Origin of the sequence: Dapis brunnea BLCC-M229 (genome assembly GCF_050015995.1) — a bacterium.
Lineage (GTDB): Bacteria > Cyanobacteriota > Cyanobacteriia > Cyanobacteriales > Microcoleaceae > Trichodesmium.
Genome location: NZ_JBNHEP010000224.1, coordinates 14,250 through 33,765 on the forward strand (window position 1 = coordinate 14,250; position 19,516 = coordinate 33,765).

A 19,516-nucleotide genomic window follows, 5' to 3' on the forward strand; every position below is an offset into this window, starting at 1 on the left:
GCGAGGCAGTATTTATTTATTTAGTTTTGTTTCTTTTTTTTTCAAATTGTTAAATATAATGATTGATTTGTGGGATGTTAAGAAAAACAAACTTATCGATCCCTAACTGTTAAACTCCATAAGTAAGTTGGATTATTTCTATATAGATTCTAGTTTTTTAACTAGAGGAGGATTTTTTCCCTCCATCTACATCCTAATACTTTATAGTTTAATTGCAATATAGGGTCTGGAAAATTCTTTAGTTACAAAAAGTAAAAAATTTTGTTTTTTCAGTGGTAAAGGTTATTATTAAAGAAAGATAAATTTTTAAGAGTTAGAAGAAAATGAAAGTTAAAAATAAGAATGTCAAATCGGATGTTAAAATAATGAGGGATATATTGTGTTTAAACAACAGTTGTCCAATTCAATTTGTGTTAGGAATATTAGGGAGTAAGTGGTCAGTGTTGATTTTGCGAGAGCTGTTGAGTGGCGATCGCCGAACTCACGAATTATTAGAAGCTCTACCGGGAATTAGCTCTAAAACCCTGACATCAAGACTGAGGGAGTTAGAAAAGTATGGTTTGTTAGCAAGACGAGTGTATCCAGAGGTGCCTCCCCATGTTGAATATTCTCTGACAGAGAAAGGATTAGAAGTGCAACCAGTAATGATAGCTCTCAAACAGTTAGGGGAGAAATGGTTGGGTGAGAAAAATTGTAGTTGTTCGATGGATAAGTAGGGATTTTTGGGGATGCTCATACCGTTTTACGGAAGTCATATCAAATCCGGTAGCATTAGTGTAATTAGATAATAAGAGTGTGGGAAGGGTGGTCCGTGTGGGGAGATGGGGAGAGCTAAAAAGATTTAGCAATAGCGCTCGTGAAGTGAACATTTTTTTATACCGAATCAAGCGGATTTGATATCAAAAGTCAAAAGAAAGATTTTATAGGATTAAAACTTTGACCATAGACTAATTTCAGGAAATTATTTCACATATATAGTTTGAAAATATTTGTGACATCTTTAAGGTGAATTGGGAGCGGAAGCGATCGCTGAGGTTGGGGTGTTTGCTGAGTGAATTGAGGAGTGCTGACCTGAGAGATTGTTTGTAAGCTTTTGTTCAACGGAGAGATCGCTCATATTCTCAAGTGAGAAAATTGTCTTCAAATTACAGCAAATTCCAAGTATATGAGGTACAAATATTAACGTTTGCTAACGCAAAGGATTGCTTACGGAATCCTATCGCAAACGCTAACGGATGTTTGTAGTGCGGACATCTTGGTCGCGAAGAGTATAGCTCACGAAGATAAAACCTGCTGTAATCTTACTCACTAACCAAAGGCAAATTCCCTAGATTAACTCTACTAGGGTGTCTAGCTTTAGAATGTGGGTAAGGAGCGAGGATAATTAAGACCTCCTTTTTCCCAATATTCCTTCCCCTCCATCTTCTGACTCCTGACTCCTGACTCCTGACTCCTGGTAAAAAACACGGTTCGCTGACAAAGATACCAAATGGGTTCCATATAGCAATTGAACCAAAGGTTCAGACATTTCTAAATTATCACGCCTCAGTCATAGATAGATTATTTTTGACTTTTGCTTTGCGTGTAGCACTATACCAATTCTACAGCGAAATTTTCCTATATCTAGATTATCCTAAATCAAGAGCTTTCTAGCTTTCTAATATATAAAAAAAATAGATGGTTTAAGCTACCGGAGTTAATCAGCTATTTGATAATTTTGGATTATATAAATCGAAAAAAGGTTATTTAATGACTAAAAACAAATACAGTTCTGTTAAGCATAAAAAAAAATATAGTCCATAAACCAGACAAAAAAGAAACTTTTTACATATAATATTGTCAAGGGAAAAAATAAGTTAATCTGTCATCTGGTCAGCTTAACCAGATTAATAATTACTATTGCTACTTGCTGCCCAATCTTGACTATTTTTAGATGTTGGGCCGGAAATTAAAATGTAGGTATTTAACCGAATTAATACCTAGATTAATATTTTAGTGCTGATGGTCAAATTATCCACAAAGCACTCCTGAATTAGTTAATAAGTAGTTGTAGAGGAAAGTTAAAGATAAAGCCTCAGAAACTTGAGACTAACATAGATGAAGAGGCCAAAAAATGAGCGTTATAATTATCTAACCAACCAGTCTGTACTAATCCCAACAGTCAAGTTAGTAATAGATAACGCTAAAACTAAGTGTGCAAATTGATAAGTCTGGGAAATCATAACCAGCACTACTGTAACCTTATTTAGACTAGTACCAAAACCACAACTGTCATTTCTTTCCCATCTATTCACAGTCAAAAGCGAAGATCGGGAGTTTTGGCGGAATAATTTGAGCAGAAGGATAGAAAATAAGTGACTCAAGAATTTCATATTTCAATTACTCCCCTGGGAGAAGACGAATATTTTGTCCGCACAGAAAAAGTACCTGTTGGTGGCCCAGTGGCTGAAGAAATAGTCGAATGGCCTGTAGAACAATGGCTAGCCCAAGCCCGTGACCTATTTCGCGATCCATTAATCGATCTCCTAGAAGGAAAGTCCAATTCTCAGGTAGTGATTCCTAATCAGATTGTGGCCAGGTCTGGGGAAGTAGTAAGTCCAAGTTTAGTAGCATTAGGCCAAGAAATGTATCAAGAACTATTCAAAGATACCCTGAGAGATAGTTGGAGTTGTGCCCAAGGAATAGCCCATAATCGAGGCGAGGTCTTACAGTTACGTCTAGGTACTAAAGACAGACGTATATCCAGTTTGCCTTGGGAGGTACTCCATGTAGGCGATCGTCCCCTGGCCACTGGTACTGATATTGTCTTCTCTCGCTATCAACCTAATACCTGCTTACCTAAATCTACCCGGATATTAACACCTGAAGAACCATTAAAAATCTTAATGGTGATCGCTGCTCCTACTGATAAGGACAGTCTACAACTAGAAAAAGAATACGAGGCATTACAACAAGAACTGGAAAAAAATAGTGGGCAAACTCAGATTCACCTAGATATTCTCCGACAACCAGGGCGAGAACAACTTACCCAAGCTTTAGAACAAGATAAATATCAAGTTTTCCACTATGCAGGTCATAGCAACTGGGGTATTTCGGGTGGTGAAATATCTCTTGTGAGTAATATAACAGGTTTAACAGAAAGTCTGAGTGGCAAGGATCTAGCAGGTTTGCTAGTTAACAATGGCATTCAAATGGCGGTCTTCAACTCATGTCGAGGTGCTTACAACCATGTTGTGCACCCCACCGATGAGGGAGCGGAAATCAACTTAGCAGAAGCGATGGTAAAACGGGGAATACCGGGAGTGCTGGCAATGGCGGAACGTATTCCAGATGAAGTTTCTCTCATCCTGACACGCTTGTTTTATCGCAACCTTAACCAAGGTTATCCAATAGACTTAAGTTTAAATAGAGCAAGACAAGGTTTGATTTCTGCCTACGGTTCACATGAACTTTATTGGGCATTGCCTGTTGTTTATCTACATCAGGAGTTTGGTGGATATCTAATTGAACAACAAAACGATTCTAAAAATGAAATAGAAGAGGAATCTTTTCTCACATCTATTGATGAAAAGATTGAATCTCCTAAGTACCCAGAAGATTCAACTCGCGTACAACCAGATATGGAACTGGGGAACCTGGAGGAGTATCCTACTGAACCTGAAACTGATAATTTGAATTGGCAGCTTAAAGACAGTAAAGATCGAGTGATGACACTTGAGGAGATATTGCAAGAAAGAGAAATAGAAAAGGAGCTAGATAATCAATCAATAACAGCAAAACAAAATAGTGAAGAACCTCTGTCAATATTAAAGCCATCAAAACCTCAGAAAAAGTCTCATAAATTTTCCTGGAAAAAAACATTAGGATATGCTGTGTCAGGAATGCTGTTATTATTTGGCACTAATCTAATTACTTGTAATCGACAATTACAAATGAGTGTTAAATTGCCAAAAGCACCTGCTCCAGGTATCAACTATGAATATAAAAGAGTTCGACTTATTAATGAGACAATTAATAGTACCCCAGAAGTAGAGATTCTGGCGATTCAACAGTTTAACCAAAATGATATTCGGGCAGGTAAATTGGTAGTAGAAACATTACTAGAAAGAGGTGAATTAATAAAAGCTGCAGCAGCAATAAGTGCTGTGCCAGAAAAACTCAGCAACGCTCCAGAAATCAATTTTCTCAAAGGTAGATTAGCTTGGGAATTGTTCCAAGACAGAAATCAAAATAACCTAATAGATGAAGCTATAAGTTATTGGGAAAAAGCTGCTGCCAAAAAACCAGATAATATTCAATATCAAAATGCTTTAGGTTTTGCTTATTACACCAAAGGAGACATAGAAAAAGCTTATACAGCTTGGTTAAAAGTGTTACATTTGTCTGGAGAAATTGCCCCAGAAATCGAAAAAATTCGCCCTGTTTCTTATAACTACCAGAAAAATTTATCAGTCAAGAATAGAGAAGCTCTGAATGCTTATGCAGGTCTAGGATTAGTGACACTTAAATCAGCTCAAAATTTACAAAAAATTCCCTTTCAAGCTTTCAAATATGCTAGTAAAGTTATGAGAGAAGCTGGTCAAGAATTTCACATCTTACAATTGCAAAAAAATTGGTTGTGGTCTCCCAAAACACGCCAAGATTGGGATTTATTATTGAAACTTCGAGAGCGGCAGCCATTGAAAGGTAATAAAAACTCAGAAGAGCTGGCTTAGTTATAGTGAGGGAGATTCGGAGATTTCACAGGGGTAGGTTTTTTACCTTTGATCTAAAAGAAGTGTGGAGAGAGGGGGAGGAGGGGGGAGTTTATAGCTATTTATTGTATAAAAAAGTACATTTTTTTGAGAATTTTTAACTGAATCAAATGGAGCGATCGCTCCTTTGTTAAAAACCTACTCCTGTAAGGATGGGGAGATGGGGGTATTGAAGTAATTATGGAATTATAAACATATACTATATAACCGGATTCTATATTATAAAAATATATCGTAATCATCTCTATCTATATGCAATTAACCTCATTTAATATAACTTCCTCTTAATACAGATGTTCTATTGAATGAATACGAATTTAAAAATTTATGCTATTAAAATTCTTTCTTTCTTTTGAATTATATAGCGCTACTTGAATCGGGAATAGGGAACACTTAACTGGGAACAGGAGACTATCAAAGGATTTGAGGATTTATAAATGTCAAATACCTTAATGCGTAGCGCTATAAATTCTGACTACTCGGCGATACGATAACTAATTACCCGGATTCTATATGACCTACGGACGTTTCATGTAACGTCCATACCATTTCTAATAAAGATTTATTGAATTGCTATTACTCCAAAGTGTAAGTATTCAACCGGACATCATATAAATAGCTAGCTGAATATAATAAGAATTCTGAATAGCTTACCTAATTAAAGTAGATTAGGTTAGATGTATTGAAATTTTATTTCTCAAATAACTAATCTAATTATAGAAAAGATCGCCATGACACAAAAACAGGAAAATACCGTCAAATTTTTTAACTCCGTTTCTGGCAGAATATTTACACACCTCATTGCTGTTTTTTTAACTCTAGGTGGTGTTTGGTTCTTTCAAAATCGACCAGTAAATTATTCAAAAACTATACCTTTAACTCCAGACCCAATTAACCTTGAAAGATATAACAAAGAACAACCTATTAATTATAGTGCTAATACAATTGAAGCAGAAAAAAAAATAGCTATTGAACAATTTAGTAAGAATGATATTGAAGCTGGAAAAAAGGCTATAGAATCTCTGCTAAATCGAGGTGCTTTTCTCGAGGCAAAAGAAGCAATTAATATTGTGCTAAAATCACCTAATAATAACCAAAATATTGACCCAGAAATAAATTTTTTATACGGTCGATTGGTTTGGGAGCTAGCCCAAGATGGAAATAGAAATTATACTGTAGATGAAGCCTTATTTTTCTGGAAAAAAGCAGTTTCTCAAAGTCCTGATTCTGTTCTATATCAAAATGCTATAGGTTTTGCTTACTATACGAAAGGAGACTTGAAAAAAGCTTATGATGCTTGGTTCAAAGTATTAAAATTATCAGGAGAAGTTTTACCAGAAACAGAAACATTGCGGAACATTTCAACAGAGGCTATTACGACTCCAGAAGTTGAACAAAAAGATGCTATTAATGCCTATGCAGGGATTGGATTAGTAATGATGAAATCTGCTCAAACTTCTCAGGAAAATGAGCAAAGAGAACGCTGGTTGAGAGCGCTCCAGTATCGGACAAAAGTAATGAATGAAGCTGCGAGAGAATATCATATTCCCCAACTTCGACAAAACTGGTTATGGTCGCGAGTGGCGCTACGAGATTGGGATTTTCTGATGAGAACAGATTGGAATATTTTGAGGAAAAAAAGGTAGTGGAATGGCGTTTTAAACTGAAGTCGAGCTTGTTGAGGATAGTGAGCGCTTGACATCAATAGGACTTACGCAATACAACCTATTTTCGTCATTGCGACCGACAGGGAAGCAATCTCAAACCCTAGTTTTTCCTACCTCATGCGTAAGTCCTGATCAAATGAAATTGATTCAGTTCGTTCGCAATTACCTCCTATTTCTTCTTTCCCAACGTCTCTGAAGGCAATTCCCCAAACATGGTTTTGTAATCTTTAGTAAAATGACACGGACTGTAAAACCCAAATTCACTAGCAAGGATGGCGATGGTACAATTTTCCGGTTCCCTTGCTTTCAGGTGTTGTCGCACTGCATTAAGTCGTCGTACCTTCAGATAGCGCATCGGACTCACGCCAAATAAGTCTTTAAAACCAAAAGATAATGCAGCACTGCTAGACCCTAAATTTTGAGCGAGTTGTTTTAAGGTCAGAGGTTTTTCCAAGTTTGCTAGTATTTCTGTTTCAGCTTGGGCAATCAACTTTGCTCTTCGGGAAGGTTTGAAGAAACACTTGGAATTCAACTTGATAGGAATCTGACTAATCAACAAAGGAATGAAATCATCAGCAACCAGTTTCTCAATGTGAGGGTTTTGAAACCAACTCGGTTGGTGTACTGCTAACCAAAATAGTTGTTTCAGATAATCTTTAATTTCTGTCATCCCAGTGGGTAACAAATTTACATGATTTCTTCTCCGGAAATTATCGTCTAGATCGTGGCGTTGTAGTTGGTTTGCATAAGCATTAAAAATTTGAACAGGCATAAAAATTTGTGTCAACCTTCCACCCTGGGGACTAATGAAGTCTGCTCCCCTACCATTGAAACCAAAAATAGTCCTTTGAGGATCGATAGGGTGACGAAAAGAGTAATATTCCTTTTCATTCTCAGACCAAATTATCGAAAAACCTATATTGCCCTTTCTCGGAGGATCGCCCGATAATTGAATTCCTTGGTTCGTCTGATTATATACGAAATATATCTCACCAACCTGAATTGACAAAACCTCAGCTTCAAGAGAACCGGAACTTATTTGTATTACTTCTCTCCGTCGATGGGCAAAAAACTCTTTGAAAGCATCCACATCTGTAAAGGATTTGGAGACAATCTTCAGATTGCTTGTCCCATAATTATCTTGAGTTTGGGTAATTTTACTGTTGTTTATATCCATCAATAAACTTCCTGTTTACATAAGCACTTATAAAAAATAATCAAACCAACTATTTATAAATATAATTTATTTTATATCTAAATTATATATTTATTTCTTATAATTCAAAAAGTTAGAATTTTTGATTATTCAAAGAGATAGATTACCACTAAACTAAATTTTTAAGTCTTCGGATTACTCTGTTGTGGTACGGAGTGGGTATGACCCATCTTAATTCGATTGATGAATTCAAGGGTGTCCAATTGAGTGAAGGTGATACGGTTCCGAGTAAGCGAATGGGACTTTACATAACATCCCAAGGCTATCCAGATTGGGTTTTGCGAGGTGGTCTGAAATGTTATTAACCCCTTTTACGAAGTTTTAGCTATGTTTTTCAACGGTATGTTGAACCAGATTTGTAGAGTATTAGCGGTATTTGCCATCGCCACTTCTCCCTTCTTCACCAAACTATTGGGTTTACTCTCACAAAAAGACATTAGGCAATTCTCGCCTTAACGGTGGTTTGTTTATTAGAAGCTGTTTGAGAAGTGCTGCATGGAACCGATAAATCCTAAAAACCTAACCCCCCTGCCCCCCTTTCAAAGCTATCCCTTACCCATAACTCCTGAAAACCTTGTAGGGAGCAGGGGAGCAGCGGTGCGACCCCGCGTCGGCGTCAGACGCAAGGGAACGCGCACCAAGAGAGGGAGCAGGGGAGAAGGGAGAAAGAGTCATGCTAGCTAAGTAAAACTACTTAAGTTATCTCACAAAAATGTAATTTTTAATACATTTTTTCTCCAACAAGAGCTTTTTCAAGGCTTACACATAACTTGTAAATTTTGTCAAGCTTTATATTAAGTAAAGATGTGGGTAATGGATAGCTTTCAAAGGGGGAGATAGGGAATGGGGGTTTCAAAGCCTCTCTCCTGGTAGGAGAGAGGTTTGGAGAGAGGTTTTTATAAGTTTACAAACAGTTTCTTAGTCTCAATGCTATCCTTAGCACTAGCTGAAGAAATCTGAACCGATTCGGAAATTCAGTACACCGATCGACTCTGGGAGGAAGAAGTTGCTACAAATCATCAAAAGTTTGGGCTAACTCAAATTATCAATTGCTCCCGACTGACAGATACTGGTATCTCGCACTGGCGAGTTGGCATTCTCAATTGAGTTTTGAGTTTCGCCTAGAGGTATTGTCAGGCGATCGCTCTATCAACTTCAAAAATGTTCTGCTTTTTTCAATTCAAACAATTAAATTTTATCTATGGGATTCAAAACACTATGAACTGGATCTTACGACGTTTTATTTTGGCAGTCATGGCTTTAGCCATTATGACCTTGCCTCCTTTTGTCCCCAATGCTCTTGCTGCCACCACAGTGGCCAAGCCTAACATCATTGTGATTTTGGCAGATGACCTGGGTAATGCCGATCTAGGCTATCGCGGCAGCGAGATCCTGACACCGAATATCGACGAGCTTGCGAATACAGGTGTGCGCTTGGAATCATAGGCCTATGAGTAGCAACCGTGCAGAAAGTTACGCTAAGGACTGTACCAATTAAACCCTCTGAAAATTAGACCCCTGAAACCATTGAAATCTCGTTCAAATTATCCGTACCAAATAGACCTTAGTTTTGCTGGTACACTTTGAAAGATACAAAACTTCACAAAATCCGATGTCTGAAACCATTGCTGTGAATGGATTATAGCCTTAGCGTCAGAATCTGTACAATTGCTACTCGACCCCCGTAATGGGAAAGATAAGCAGACGGACACCCGATAAGACAGATGATAGAGGTGTAAGTAGCAATGAATAAGGCTAAAGCCCTGAATCACCAACTCAATGAGAGTCAAGGTTTTCAGAGGATAGTATGGAACTCCGATAATCAACCCAGTTTTTCTTCAAGCCTATGGGCTGTAGATTAACGTTTCGTAAATTTTACACTAACTACATAAATTCTCAAGATGATAGAGCGTTTTAAGATATCTCCCACCCAGTTTTTAGCTTTACTTTATTTACTAATTGCTTGTTTTGTTTTATCTTTTAGCCCTATTAGTGTCAGATGGAGTGAACAAGAAATTAGCCCAGGTGCGACTATCTTAGACCGTTATTTATTCGCCGCCATCATTTTGTCAATCAGAAGTATTTGGGATTTTTTCCAAGCTAAAAATAATAGCGAACAACCCATTCTTGCTAGACTTTCTTCCCGAAAAATATTATTACTGCTTGTGGGCACTGGGATTTTTTCGTCGAGCACTCAACTATTGTGGGCTTGGTCGCTGACTCAAACAAAAGTGGCTACTTCTGCACTCATACACAGTTTAACGCCATTATTTTTAACTCTATTTGCATGGATATTTTTAAATCGAAGTTTTGATCGTCAATTTCTGATCGGTATGGCGATTGCACTGAGCGCATCTATCGCAATTGGAATTGGAGATTTACAGATAGCCACAACACAATTACAAGGTGACTTGTTGTCTTTATTCTCAGCAATCTTATTGGGTGGTTACTTATTAATCGTAGAGCAACTGCGACAATATCTTAGCGTTAGCAATATTCTATTGTGGTGTTGCTTGTTTAGTATTTTCTTATTACTCCCCGTTCTTCTGATGAGTGGAGAGCCAATCTTTCCGGATTCTCGTTCCGGATGGCTTGCTATTATTTGTCTTGCCCTTACATTTGTAATCGGTCATGGGATTATGGCTAATATTCTCAAAATATTTTCATCCAGTATTGTAGCCATTGTTTTACTCATAGAACCGTTTCTAATTTCAATAGAAGCCCGGTTTTTCTTCGCTGAAAAATTGAGTATTTCCGAATTTATATCTTTTTTCATTATCTTATTCGGTATTTATTTAGCTGTATCGAGTCCTCGTCAGGAAGTTAGTAAATAAGGAGTTAAGAAATACGTGCAAAATAGGGTTAATAACAGTTTGACAAAATTTATGATTATCTAGTATAATCTATGATTATCTCGTATAGTCTATGATTATGACTGACAAATTCATCAAAATAGGTGCAGCAGCAGAACTATTAGGAGTGTCGATTGATACGCTCCGTAAATGGGAATTGTCTGGAGAACTGATACCAGACCGAAAAAGCCAGGCTGGTACTAGATTCTATGATTCTTCTAAACTTATCAATGATAGAGATGCAGACAGTTCTACTATTTGTTATGCCAGAGTCACTAGCCACGACCAAAAGGCAGATTTAGACAGGCAACAAGCAATGTTAGAGGCTTATTGTGCTGCCAAAGGATGGAAATTTGAGATCATTAAAGACTTAGGCTCTGGTATGAACTACCACAAAAAAGGGTTGCAAAAATTATTAGAGAAAATCTTGAGGAAGCAAACTAAGCGATTAGTATTAACTCATAAAGATAGATTGTTAAGGTTTGGTGCTGAGTTGGTTTTTTCTTTTTGCGAACTCCAGGGGATTGAGATAGTTATTATTAACAAAGGAGAACAACCAAGTTTTGAAGAAGAATTAGCTCAAGACGTACTAGAAATCATCACAGTTTTTTCAGCTAGGCTTTACGGTTCAAGATCAAAAAAACACAAAAAATTATTACTTGGATTACAAGAGGAAGTAGATCAAGTTGTAAGGAACATTGATAATAATGCATCTCGGATTCAAAACTGAACTGTCCCGAAATAACCAGCAAAAAACCTTGCTGGCTAAACACGCACTTTGTAGCGCGTCATGCTTACAATTGGGGCTTGTGGTTAACTAAAAACATCCTTACTCACAATTCCAACAATCCTGATAGTAAACTTAAATTAATGATTAGTTATTGAAATTAATCCTGAAAATATTAAGTTTTTTCTGCTGAAAAATTTAAAAATTATTGTCTAGGCAATCTAGCTACCGCTAGGCTCCGCCTTTTCCTGAGGTCATGCTCCCCCTTTCATGTCGGTGATAACCGAAACCCTACATATAATCAGCTATCAAATTATGAGGAATTAACCTCAAGTATTCTCACCTAAATATGCTATTTTCTATTGAAAGTATCAGTAGTAAAACTAGCCTTGTGAAGAGCAGAAGCTATACTATAGAAATTAATTTAGACTATGTTGACACTTTTACAAACATCAAACTCTTCAGACATATATTTACCCCCCTGGCTCCAACAGGGATTAGGACTTTTAGTGATAGGAATAGTTCTAGGATTCTTTTTATATCTAATACTATTCTCGACGCTCAAGTCTTTCTTTCGCCGTTCCAGCAATGAAATAGGTATTTTAACTCTAAACATTTTGCAAACTCCTCTACTAATACTTTTTGTCATAATTGTTCTGAAAGTATTAATTTATAGTTTAGGGTTGTTAGAAAATTTACCTTTCATTCAAAGATTATTAACAGCAGGAATTGTTGCTGTAATAACTTATTTGCTCGATCGGTTATTTACTCAAGTAATTGCTTATTCTCTCAGCAAATATGCAGAAAAAACAGAAGCAGACTGGGATGATGTCTTAATTCCCTTGATTAAAAATACCCTACCAATTCTCATCTACTTGATAGGAGGTTTTTTATTCATCCAAACATTAGGAATAGATTTAAGTGGGTTATGGGTGGCATTTGGTGGTATGACATTTGTACTCGGTTTTGCACTAAGAGATATTTTATCTAACTTCTTTAGTGGTTTGGTATTATTAGTAGATACACCATTTCAATTTGGTGATGTTGTGGCTTTAGAAGATGGCTCAGTCGCTATAATTAAATCTATTGGAATTAGGTTGACAACTTTATATTTAATTGAAAGTCATTGTGATTTGTTAGTGCCTAATGCTGCTTTAGAAAGTCAAAAGTTGGTTAATTTTAGTCGTCCTAATTCTAGCTATTATTATACAATTATTGTACCAATCAGAGCCGACAGCGACCCTAATCAAGCTATCAAAATTATCGAAGAAGTGGTTTTGAGTCATCCAGATGTACTAGGAGATCTAAATAACAAGTTGGTAGCTATAGAAAATTTTTACAGGGTAACAGATCAATTATTAGAAGTTGAGGATAATCTTTTATCTAAAAAAGAAGCTGGTCGTCAACGTCTTATCGCAGAGGAAAAAGTTAAAGTTAAGCTAGAAAAAATTAAGACAGAAATTACAAGGTTAGTTGATAAAATTAAGTTGATGGAAATGGAGGGATTGGACTCGGGAGAAGTTAGGGAAATTCAAGGTTATTATTTAGATATAGTTAGATTGGTAGGGTTAGAAACAGTATCAGAAAAGCAAAAAGGGCAAAAGTCATTATTTTTGCAAGAATCACAGAATATGGATGAAGATGCTTTGATTAGTTTGCTAAGAAGTTGGTATAAAAACTGGCAAGAAGACCCAGATTTACGTGATGCAGATGATGAAGTTTTAGAAAATGAGTGGGAAAGAAAAATATATTTTTTAACAAAGAGAATGAACAAATTATTACAGCAAATTGTTAATTCTGGTCAGGGTTTTTCAGAAACAAAATTGGATGATTATGTCTTAGAATTATGGAAATGGATAGAAGAGAGATTCCAAACTTATGCTTTGTGGCAGTCCCCTAAAATTTGGATGCAAGATATGTCGATGGGTGGCGGTCTTGGTACTATTAATATGGCTGTGAAGTTTTTTGTTGATAATGTTAAATTGGAACAATGTCAGCGTGGCAACCGTATCCGCAGTGAAGTTCATGGGGAAATTGTTCGGCGACTCAGACAAGCTTATTTCTACAGATAATATCAAAACATCGGAAAAGGGATTTTTTCTAGTAAATTTTGCTTAACAGGACTTACGCAAAATACTAACATGACTTACGCAAAGAATGAAGTTATACACCATTTGTAGGGGCGAATTGCGTTTGCGGATCATTCCGTAGGAAATCGCTCCTACTAGATATGGTGGTTGGTGGTTCTGCATAAGTCCTGACTAAGAAAGATATTTAAAAAAGATAAATGTTGGGTTTCGCTGTCGCTCTACCCAACCTACAGACAATTGTTCGTTATTTAGAATGTCTTTCTAATGCTAACTGAATCAAAATATCTACTAACTCATCAAAAGGAATACCGCTAGCTTCCCAAAGCATGGGATACATACTGGTTGCAGTAAAACCAGGCATGGTATTAATTTCATTGATAAAAATTTCTCCTGTTTTTTCCACATAGAAAAAGTCTACCCTCGCTAAACCTGCTGCATCCACTGCTAAAAATGCCTGGGTTGCCATTTCTTTTATTTTAGTGGCGATCGCCTCACTCACCCGCGCTGGAATAAATAAATCTGCTTTTCCCTCTGTATACTTGGTTTCATAATCATAAAAATCACTCTCAAAACTAATCTCACCAACTACAGAAGCTTTCGGCACATCATTTCCCAATACCGCACATTCTAACTCTCTTGCTTCCACACCAGCTTCAACAATAATGCGACGGTCATAACTGGCAGCATTATCCAAGGCAGTTTCTAATTCCGAACGAGAGCGCACCTTAGCAATACCCACTGACGATCCTAAGTTGGCAGGTTTAACAAAACAGGGATATCCTAAAGCTGCTTCAATATCATCACACAGTTTGGGGAATACACAAGGATTGGACCAAATTTGCGATCGTGTCACTGCTTGATATTTGACCTGGGGCAACCCTGCATGGTCGAAAGCTATTTTCATCGCTATTTTATCCATACCCATTGCGGAACCCAAAACTCCAGACCCCACAAACGGAACCTGCATTAATTTTAGTAAACCCTGTATGGTGCCATCTTCCCCATTCGGACCGTGGAGAACTGGAAACCACACATCTACCTGTGCTGCTTGGGGAGGAGTTTGCCAGAGATTAGAAGAGGTTTGCTGAGTTAGGGATGTATTGGAATTATTATTATTTTCATCTGTTAGTGGCAATGATGGTGGGTTGCCAGAGTCTAGCACTTGTTGAGAAAAATCACTTGGTTGCCAACGACCATCTTTTTGAATGTAAATTGGCATCAATTCGTATTTGCCTGTATTTTTTCCCTTACTTAAAGCAGTAGCGATCGCTTTTGCGGAACGAATGGATACTTCATGTTCGCCAGAGCAACCACCGAATAATAAACCTACTCGTAATTTTGTCATTATCAGATTCCTTTAACAGAATTTTATTTTAGATAGATTATCATACTGAAGTCAAAAGTCAAAAGTCAAAAGTCAAAAGTAAGATTTTATAGGATTAAAACTTTGATGTTGCAGTAATTTTAGGAAACTATTTCACATCTAAAGTTTGAAAGTATTTATGACATCTTTAAAGTGAATTTGTATTAGACAAAATGTGACAATACAACTAATGATTATATCATCTTTCTTTTGTGGTTATTTTACTTAGCTACTCAGGAATTTCCACAGAACGTAAAAAAGCAGCATTTTCTTCTGGCACAGCAGTATTAATAAACATTCCACTTCCCATTTCAAATCCTGCGGTAAGGGAAACCCTAGGGACAATTGCTAAATACCAATGAAAATAATCTGTACGTTGTTCATCAGTAGGAATTGAACGAATAATATAATTATAATCTGGGTTATTTAAGCCATAATAAAGTTTCCCTAAAACAGTTTTTAAATTATCAGCCAAATCTAACATTTCTGACTCAGTAATTTCATCAAAAGATGATGAATGACGCCGGGGAAAAATCCAAGTATGAAATGGTGAAAGTGCAGCATAAGGAATAAATGCTACAAAATGTTTACTGGCATAAATTATTCTCTCTTCAGCAGCTAGTTCATCTGCTAAAGTTCGGCAAAATAAACATTCTCCAGTATCATCAAAATATCGCATTGCTTCCTGTATCCGAATCCTTAATTGATAAGGTACAATTGGTGTAGCTGCTAATTGAGAATGAGGATGTTCTAATGATGTACCTGCACCTTTGCCATGATTCTTAAAAATTAGGATAGTTTGAATTCGTTTATCTTGTTTTATCTCTGCGTATCGAAGGCGATAAACTCTGAGAATATTGACTATATCTTTAAGTTCTAGAAATGGTATTATCACATCATGGCGTGGATGTTCGATAATCACTTCATGGAATCCCACTCCTGCCATAGAACGAAAAGTTTTCTCTATATTTCTAACTTTTTCACCAATGGGAGTTAGAGCTGGATATTTATTAGGTACTGCCCTAACTCTCCAACTATTATTATCTTTTAGTCGAAATGATTCTGGTCCTGTGAGATGTTCGTTGCCCAGACAAAATGGACAATCTGGTTGATATGATGGGATGACAATTTGCGATTTTTGGGGTTTAGTAAAATCATCAGGTCTTTTGGCTCTTTCTGTGGCAATAATAACCCAATCTCTGGTAATTAAGTTTTGTCTTAGTTCAGTCATTTGTATTTTTTAAATTATTTGATTTATCTAACTATAATCGTGTTTTTATGATTAACAATTTAAGTCATAAACGGAATATTTAATTTGTCAAAGAGTCTGCAACTCAATTATAACTCAATTATATAAGTTGTTGACTAAACCTTTGGAACATGATTTAACTATAGCAGATGTGGAAATAATAATTGATCCACCCAATGGTCAGTTGCGTTATGTTCCTTAGAGACTGTTTGTAAAATAAGTCTTAACAGAGCAAATAATGACTAAAATCTAAAAGCGGTAGTACTTCAAGAGATTGAAATTTCCTAGATACCAGAGGTTTAAAGGTACATATATTCCCAGATTTTTAACTTACAAATAGTTGTCTTGATTTCTTCCTCCCTCCATACCTATTCCCTATTCCCTGTTCCCTGTTCCCTGTTCCCTATATCCTTTTTATATTTCCTTTACAAACAGTCTCTTAGCAGAAGCATTGCGACAACCACAAATTTCTATAATTACTGGTAAATAGGACTGCCAACAGTGAGCAGCTTTAGCAATACAAACGAACCTCAAAAAAGATTTGTCTTGAGAAATAGTTAAATAATTACCGAATAATTAAGGTAAAAAGCCTCTCCTTTAAAGGAGAAAAAAGAAAAAATTTTCACGCTCCGCGTCAATCCAATCCGTTTTAGGGAGAGGTAATTATCAATTATTGAAGTTATCGTGATTATTGGGCATCATTTATTTTGATGAGCAATGGTTTTTCAAGCAAAAATAACAAAGAATAAAAATAGTTAAATTAGGTACATCATGAATTTAAGATTATATTCACAGGAAAAACTAGATAGATGTGATATATAAAATTAAATAGCTTATAATAATATATTTAGGAGCTAATAATAATGACTAATAGGGAATTCCAAATATTGAAACAGCAACGTGATGCTAAACTAGCTACAGTTTTGATCAAAATAATTGATACTGAATGGAATCGAGTTAGTAGACAACTCGACGCTCTGGATACTGATTCTGGTGATGTTACTAAAGCAGCAATTTTAGTCGGGCAATATCAAATATTAGATAAATTAATGGCAGCATTATCAGAAGGTAGTCTTAGTTCAGATTATGAAATAGAAGCTATATGGCGTTCAAAATTAATTCAGCGTGTTGTAGAGGGTTTTAATTTAGATGTCGATACTCGGACCCCACCTCGTCAATATAAAAGTATAGCACAACAACTCGCAGAAGCTTGTGGACTAGAAGTAATTCAAGATTAATTCTGTATTATTTGATTGGGTAGCCCGGTCGTTTTTATCAACAACAACTTCCGGGCTAAGTTCTAATTTTTCTGAATAATATTTATGCACAATAGCAACGATGATTATGGAAACTAATACAGGGAAATTTAACTCAGATATTATTCGACAGTGGGCTAATTTAATTGCTATTTTAACTGCTTTTTTTCTGAATGTTTATGTGAATATTGCTCCCCCTAGTGGTCAAACTATAGGTGAAATTTCTAACACTGTATTTAAGGATGTTTTAATTACTCCTGCCAGTTATGCTTTTGCTATTTGGGGATTAATTTATTTAGGTTTAATTAGCTTCGGAATTTATCAACTCTTGCCAGCACAACGAGAAAATCAAATTTTACGCAGATGTCAATATTTTTTAGTAGGTGCAAGTCTATCACAAATTATTTGGATATTTTTATTTCAATATCAACTGTTTACTCTTTCAGTCTTGGCAATGTTAGGAATTTTAGGCTGTTTGATTTGCCTATATCTAAATTTAGGAATTAGTTCTGAAAGAGTCTCAAAAAAGGATAAATGGCTAGTTCATCATCCTATCAGTATATATTTTGCTTGGATTAGTGTAGCAACAATCGTAAATGTAGCCTGCGCTCTAGATAATTTAGGCTGGAATAGTTCAGAGCAAGTTGCTATTGTTTGGACAATAATTATGTTAATAATTGGAGCAGTTATTGCAGCAATTATTAATATTCAAAAACAAGATATTGCTTATACTTTGGTATTTATTTGGGCATTTACAGCAATTGCAGTTCGTCATTTAGATATTCCATTTCTTTATGTTACTGCTGGAATATTAGCTTTAGGATTAGCAGTTTTAGTTTTTCTCAAACTTTTATCAAAAGGTTTTAGGCTCAAAATTTAGACATATTGCGAAATTAGGATGAGATTTTTAGATATATAGCAATCAGGAATGATTTTGATAGATATTTAAGAACAATTAAGATCGATCAAAATACTTTTATATTCTGACTCCTGTACGGGCGATTTGCGAATCGCCCCTACGACTCCTGACTCCTAATTACCACTAAAATTTTACAACTGAAATATGATTGCTATAGCTCAATAGATTTACTACCAAAAAAAATGCTGGAGAAACAATAAATTCATGTACTGTTTTGTATCTATAAAGCAGATTTATCCTAAATATTTAAGTGCAATTTGAACCCTCAGAAGTCTGGTTTATGAGGAACATACCATAAATATTTGATGGAAATAAATAAACCCGACTTGAAGTCGGAGACTATATTTTTATTTAAACCTTGCTCCGCCAGGCAAGGTTTTATAAGTGGAGCTTCGTCAAGAAAAAGTATCACCATTTTTCTCATCTATATGTATGTTTATTTTATAAACATAAACACCCTCTCAAAATATTTCTCTAAATACGAAAGTAGCTAATATCTTTTTAAATTAAAATAGAATTAAGTAAAATTAGGTAAAATTAGGGAAAACTTGAAAAAATAATATGGCACGCGGAGAACAAATATACACTCTTAGAGAATTTCTAAATATGGATGGTGTTTACGAACATCATGGAATTGACTATGGCGATGGAACAGTTATCCATTATCGCAAAGGAACAGAAACTATTGAACGAACTTCTAAAGCATATTTTACTGATAGGAGAAAAGTTTATGTTAAACGTTACCCACTTCGTTATATTGCCGATACAGTCATTCAAAGAGCAGAAAGTAGACTAGGAGAAAGAAAATATAATATTCTTTTTAATAATTGTGAACACTTTGCGAGTTGGTGCATCACTGGAGTTAGCCATAGTCAACAAGTAAAAAACTTTATTCCTCTACTTTATCATATTAATGTCGAGCAAATATCAGAACCAATTAAGCAGGCAATTTTAGGCGTAAAAACTGAACTGGGTACTGCTGAATTAGTAAGTAAAGCTTTAGCAGATATTAAAGTAGCTTGGGAAAATATTCAACCTGAATATAAACAAACTTTACAGGAAATAGATAACTGGCAAAAAGTTGCGGTTGCAGCGCTTAAAAAAGACCGGGAAGATTTAGCTCGTGCTGCCTTAATTCGTAAGCGAAAACATCAAGAACGTGCTGATGAATTAGCAGCTAGTTTGCAGAAATTGGCAACTATGACAGAAACACTTTTACGGAGCCAAAATTTAATTGGTAAAAATTAGACATCTCTAGAAAAGAGGGAGTAGGGTTCAATAATTAATAATTAATAATTAATAATTACCTCTTCTTTTTAAGAATAGGATTGGTTAAAAAGATTTTTTTTGTTCTCTTGGTCGATTGGATATGGCGTTTTTGCTGGCGCAAAGCTTCGCTAACGGCTAAGATCCGACATGAAAC

13 protein-coding genes are annotated in these 19,516 nt (G+C 35.8%); 10 read left to right on the top strand and 3 right to left on the bottom strand.

The features are described from left to right. Positions 1 to 365 precede the first annotated feature (365 nt). The 3 genes from ACP6PM_RS25080 (at position 366) to ACP6PM_RS25090 (ending at position 6,400) form a co-directional block, all read left to right on the top strand. Positions 366 to 716, top strand: coding sequence for a winged helix-turn-helix transcriptional regulator (locus tag ACP6PM_RS25080; RefSeq protein ID WP_426589597.1), 351 nt, complete (start codon positions 366 to 368; stop codon positions 714 to 716). Positions 717 to 2,354: 1,638 nt separating this feature from the next. Beyond that, positions 2,355 to 4,715 (top strand): CHAT domain-containing protein, encoded by a 2,361-nt coding sequence (locus ACP6PM_RS25085; protein WP_426589480.1) that lies wholly within the window; start codon positions 2,355 to 2,357, stop codon positions 4,713 to 4,715. 770 nt (positions 4,716 to 5,485) lie between these two features. Further along, entirely contained in the window at positions 5,486 to 6,400 is a 915-nt protein-coding gene (locus ACP6PM_RS25090; protein WP_426589482.1) for a tetratricopeptide repeat protein, read from the top strand. A 190-nt stretch (positions 6,401 to 6,590) separates the two neighbouring features. On the opposite strand, the gene ACP6PM_RS25095 is transcribed toward ACP6PM_RS25090, so the two are convergent. Then, a complete protein-coding gene (locus ACP6PM_RS25095) occupies positions 6,591 to 7,598 on the bottom strand; it encodes a helix-turn-helix domain-containing protein (RefSeq protein WP_426589484.1) in 1,008 nt (335 codons plus the stop codon). A gap of 1,257 nt (positions 7,599 to 8,855) precedes the next feature. On the opposite strand from ACP6PM_RS25095, the gene ACP6PM_RS25100 reads away from it, so the two are divergent. The 4 genes from ACP6PM_RS25100 to ACP6PM_RS25115 all read left to right on the top strand — a co-directional run bounded on the left by ACP6PM_RS25100 (position 8,856) and on the right by ACP6PM_RS25115 (position 13,288). After that, a complete protein-coding gene (locus ACP6PM_RS25100; RefSeq protein WP_426589486.1) occupies positions 8,856 to 9,083 on the top strand; it encodes a hypothetical protein in 228 nt (75 codons plus the stop codon). A 455-nt stretch (positions 9,084 to 9,538) separates the two neighbouring features. Further along, complete coding sequence (locus ACP6PM_RS25105; protein WP_426589487.1) at positions 9,539 to 10,471, top strand: DMT family transporter; 933 nt, start codon at positions 9,539 to 9,541, stop codon at positions 10,469 to 10,471. Between the two features lie 97 nt (positions 10,472 to 10,568). Further along, positions 10,569 to 11,219, top strand: coding sequence for an IS607 family transposase (locus tag ACP6PM_RS25110; protein ID WP_426589599.1), 651 nt, complete (start codon positions 10,569 to 10,571; stop codon positions 11,217 to 11,219). A gap of 428 nt (positions 11,220 to 11,647) precedes the next feature. Further along, complete coding sequence (locus ACP6PM_RS25115) at positions 11,648 to 13,288, top strand: mechanosensitive ion channel family protein (RefSeq protein ID WP_426589488.1); 1,641 nt, start codon at positions 11,648 to 11,650, stop codon at positions 13,286 to 13,288. 262 nt (positions 13,289 to 13,550) lie between these two features. Here the strand turns inward: ACP6PM_RS25115 and ACP6PM_RS25120 are convergent, their stop codons facing one another. Together ACP6PM_RS25120 and galT are read right to left on the bottom strand one after the other, a co-directional pair. After that, positions 13,551 to 14,651, bottom strand: coding sequence for a D-alanine--D-alanine ligase family protein (locus ACP6PM_RS25120; protein ID WP_426589490.1), 1,101 nt, complete (start codon positions 14,649 to 14,651; stop codon positions 13,551 to 13,553). A 247-nt stretch (positions 14,652 to 14,898) separates the two neighbouring features. After that, on the bottom strand, positions 14,899 to 15,900 hold the full coding sequence (gene galT, locus ACP6PM_RS25125; protein ID WP_426589492.1) for a galactose-1-phosphate uridylyltransferase: 1,002 nt from the start codon (positions 15,898 to 15,900) through the stop codon (positions 14,899 to 14,901). An 881-nt stretch (positions 15,901 to 16,781) separates the two neighbouring features. Here galT and ACP6PM_RS25130 point away from each other — a divergent pair. The 3 genes from ACP6PM_RS25130 (at position 16,782) to ACP6PM_RS25140 (ending at position 19,341) form a co-directional block, all read left to right on the top strand. Beyond that, on the top strand, positions 16,782 to 17,156 hold the full coding sequence (locus ACP6PM_RS25130; RefSeq protein WP_426589494.1) for a hypothetical protein: 375 nt from the start codon (positions 16,782 to 16,784) through the stop codon (positions 17,154 to 17,156). Positions 17,157 to 17,262: 106 nt separating this feature from the next. Next, entirely contained in the window at positions 17,263 to 18,054 is a 792-nt protein-coding gene (locus ACP6PM_RS25135; RefSeq protein WP_426589496.1) for a tryptophan-rich sensory protein, read from the top strand. A gap of 600 nt (positions 18,055 to 18,654) precedes the next feature. Next, entirely contained in the window at positions 18,655 to 19,341 is a 687-nt protein-coding gene (locus ACP6PM_RS25140; protein WP_426589498.1) for a lecithin retinol acyltransferase family protein, read from the top strand. The last annotated feature ends 175 nt before the right edge of the window (positions 19,342 to 19,516 follow it).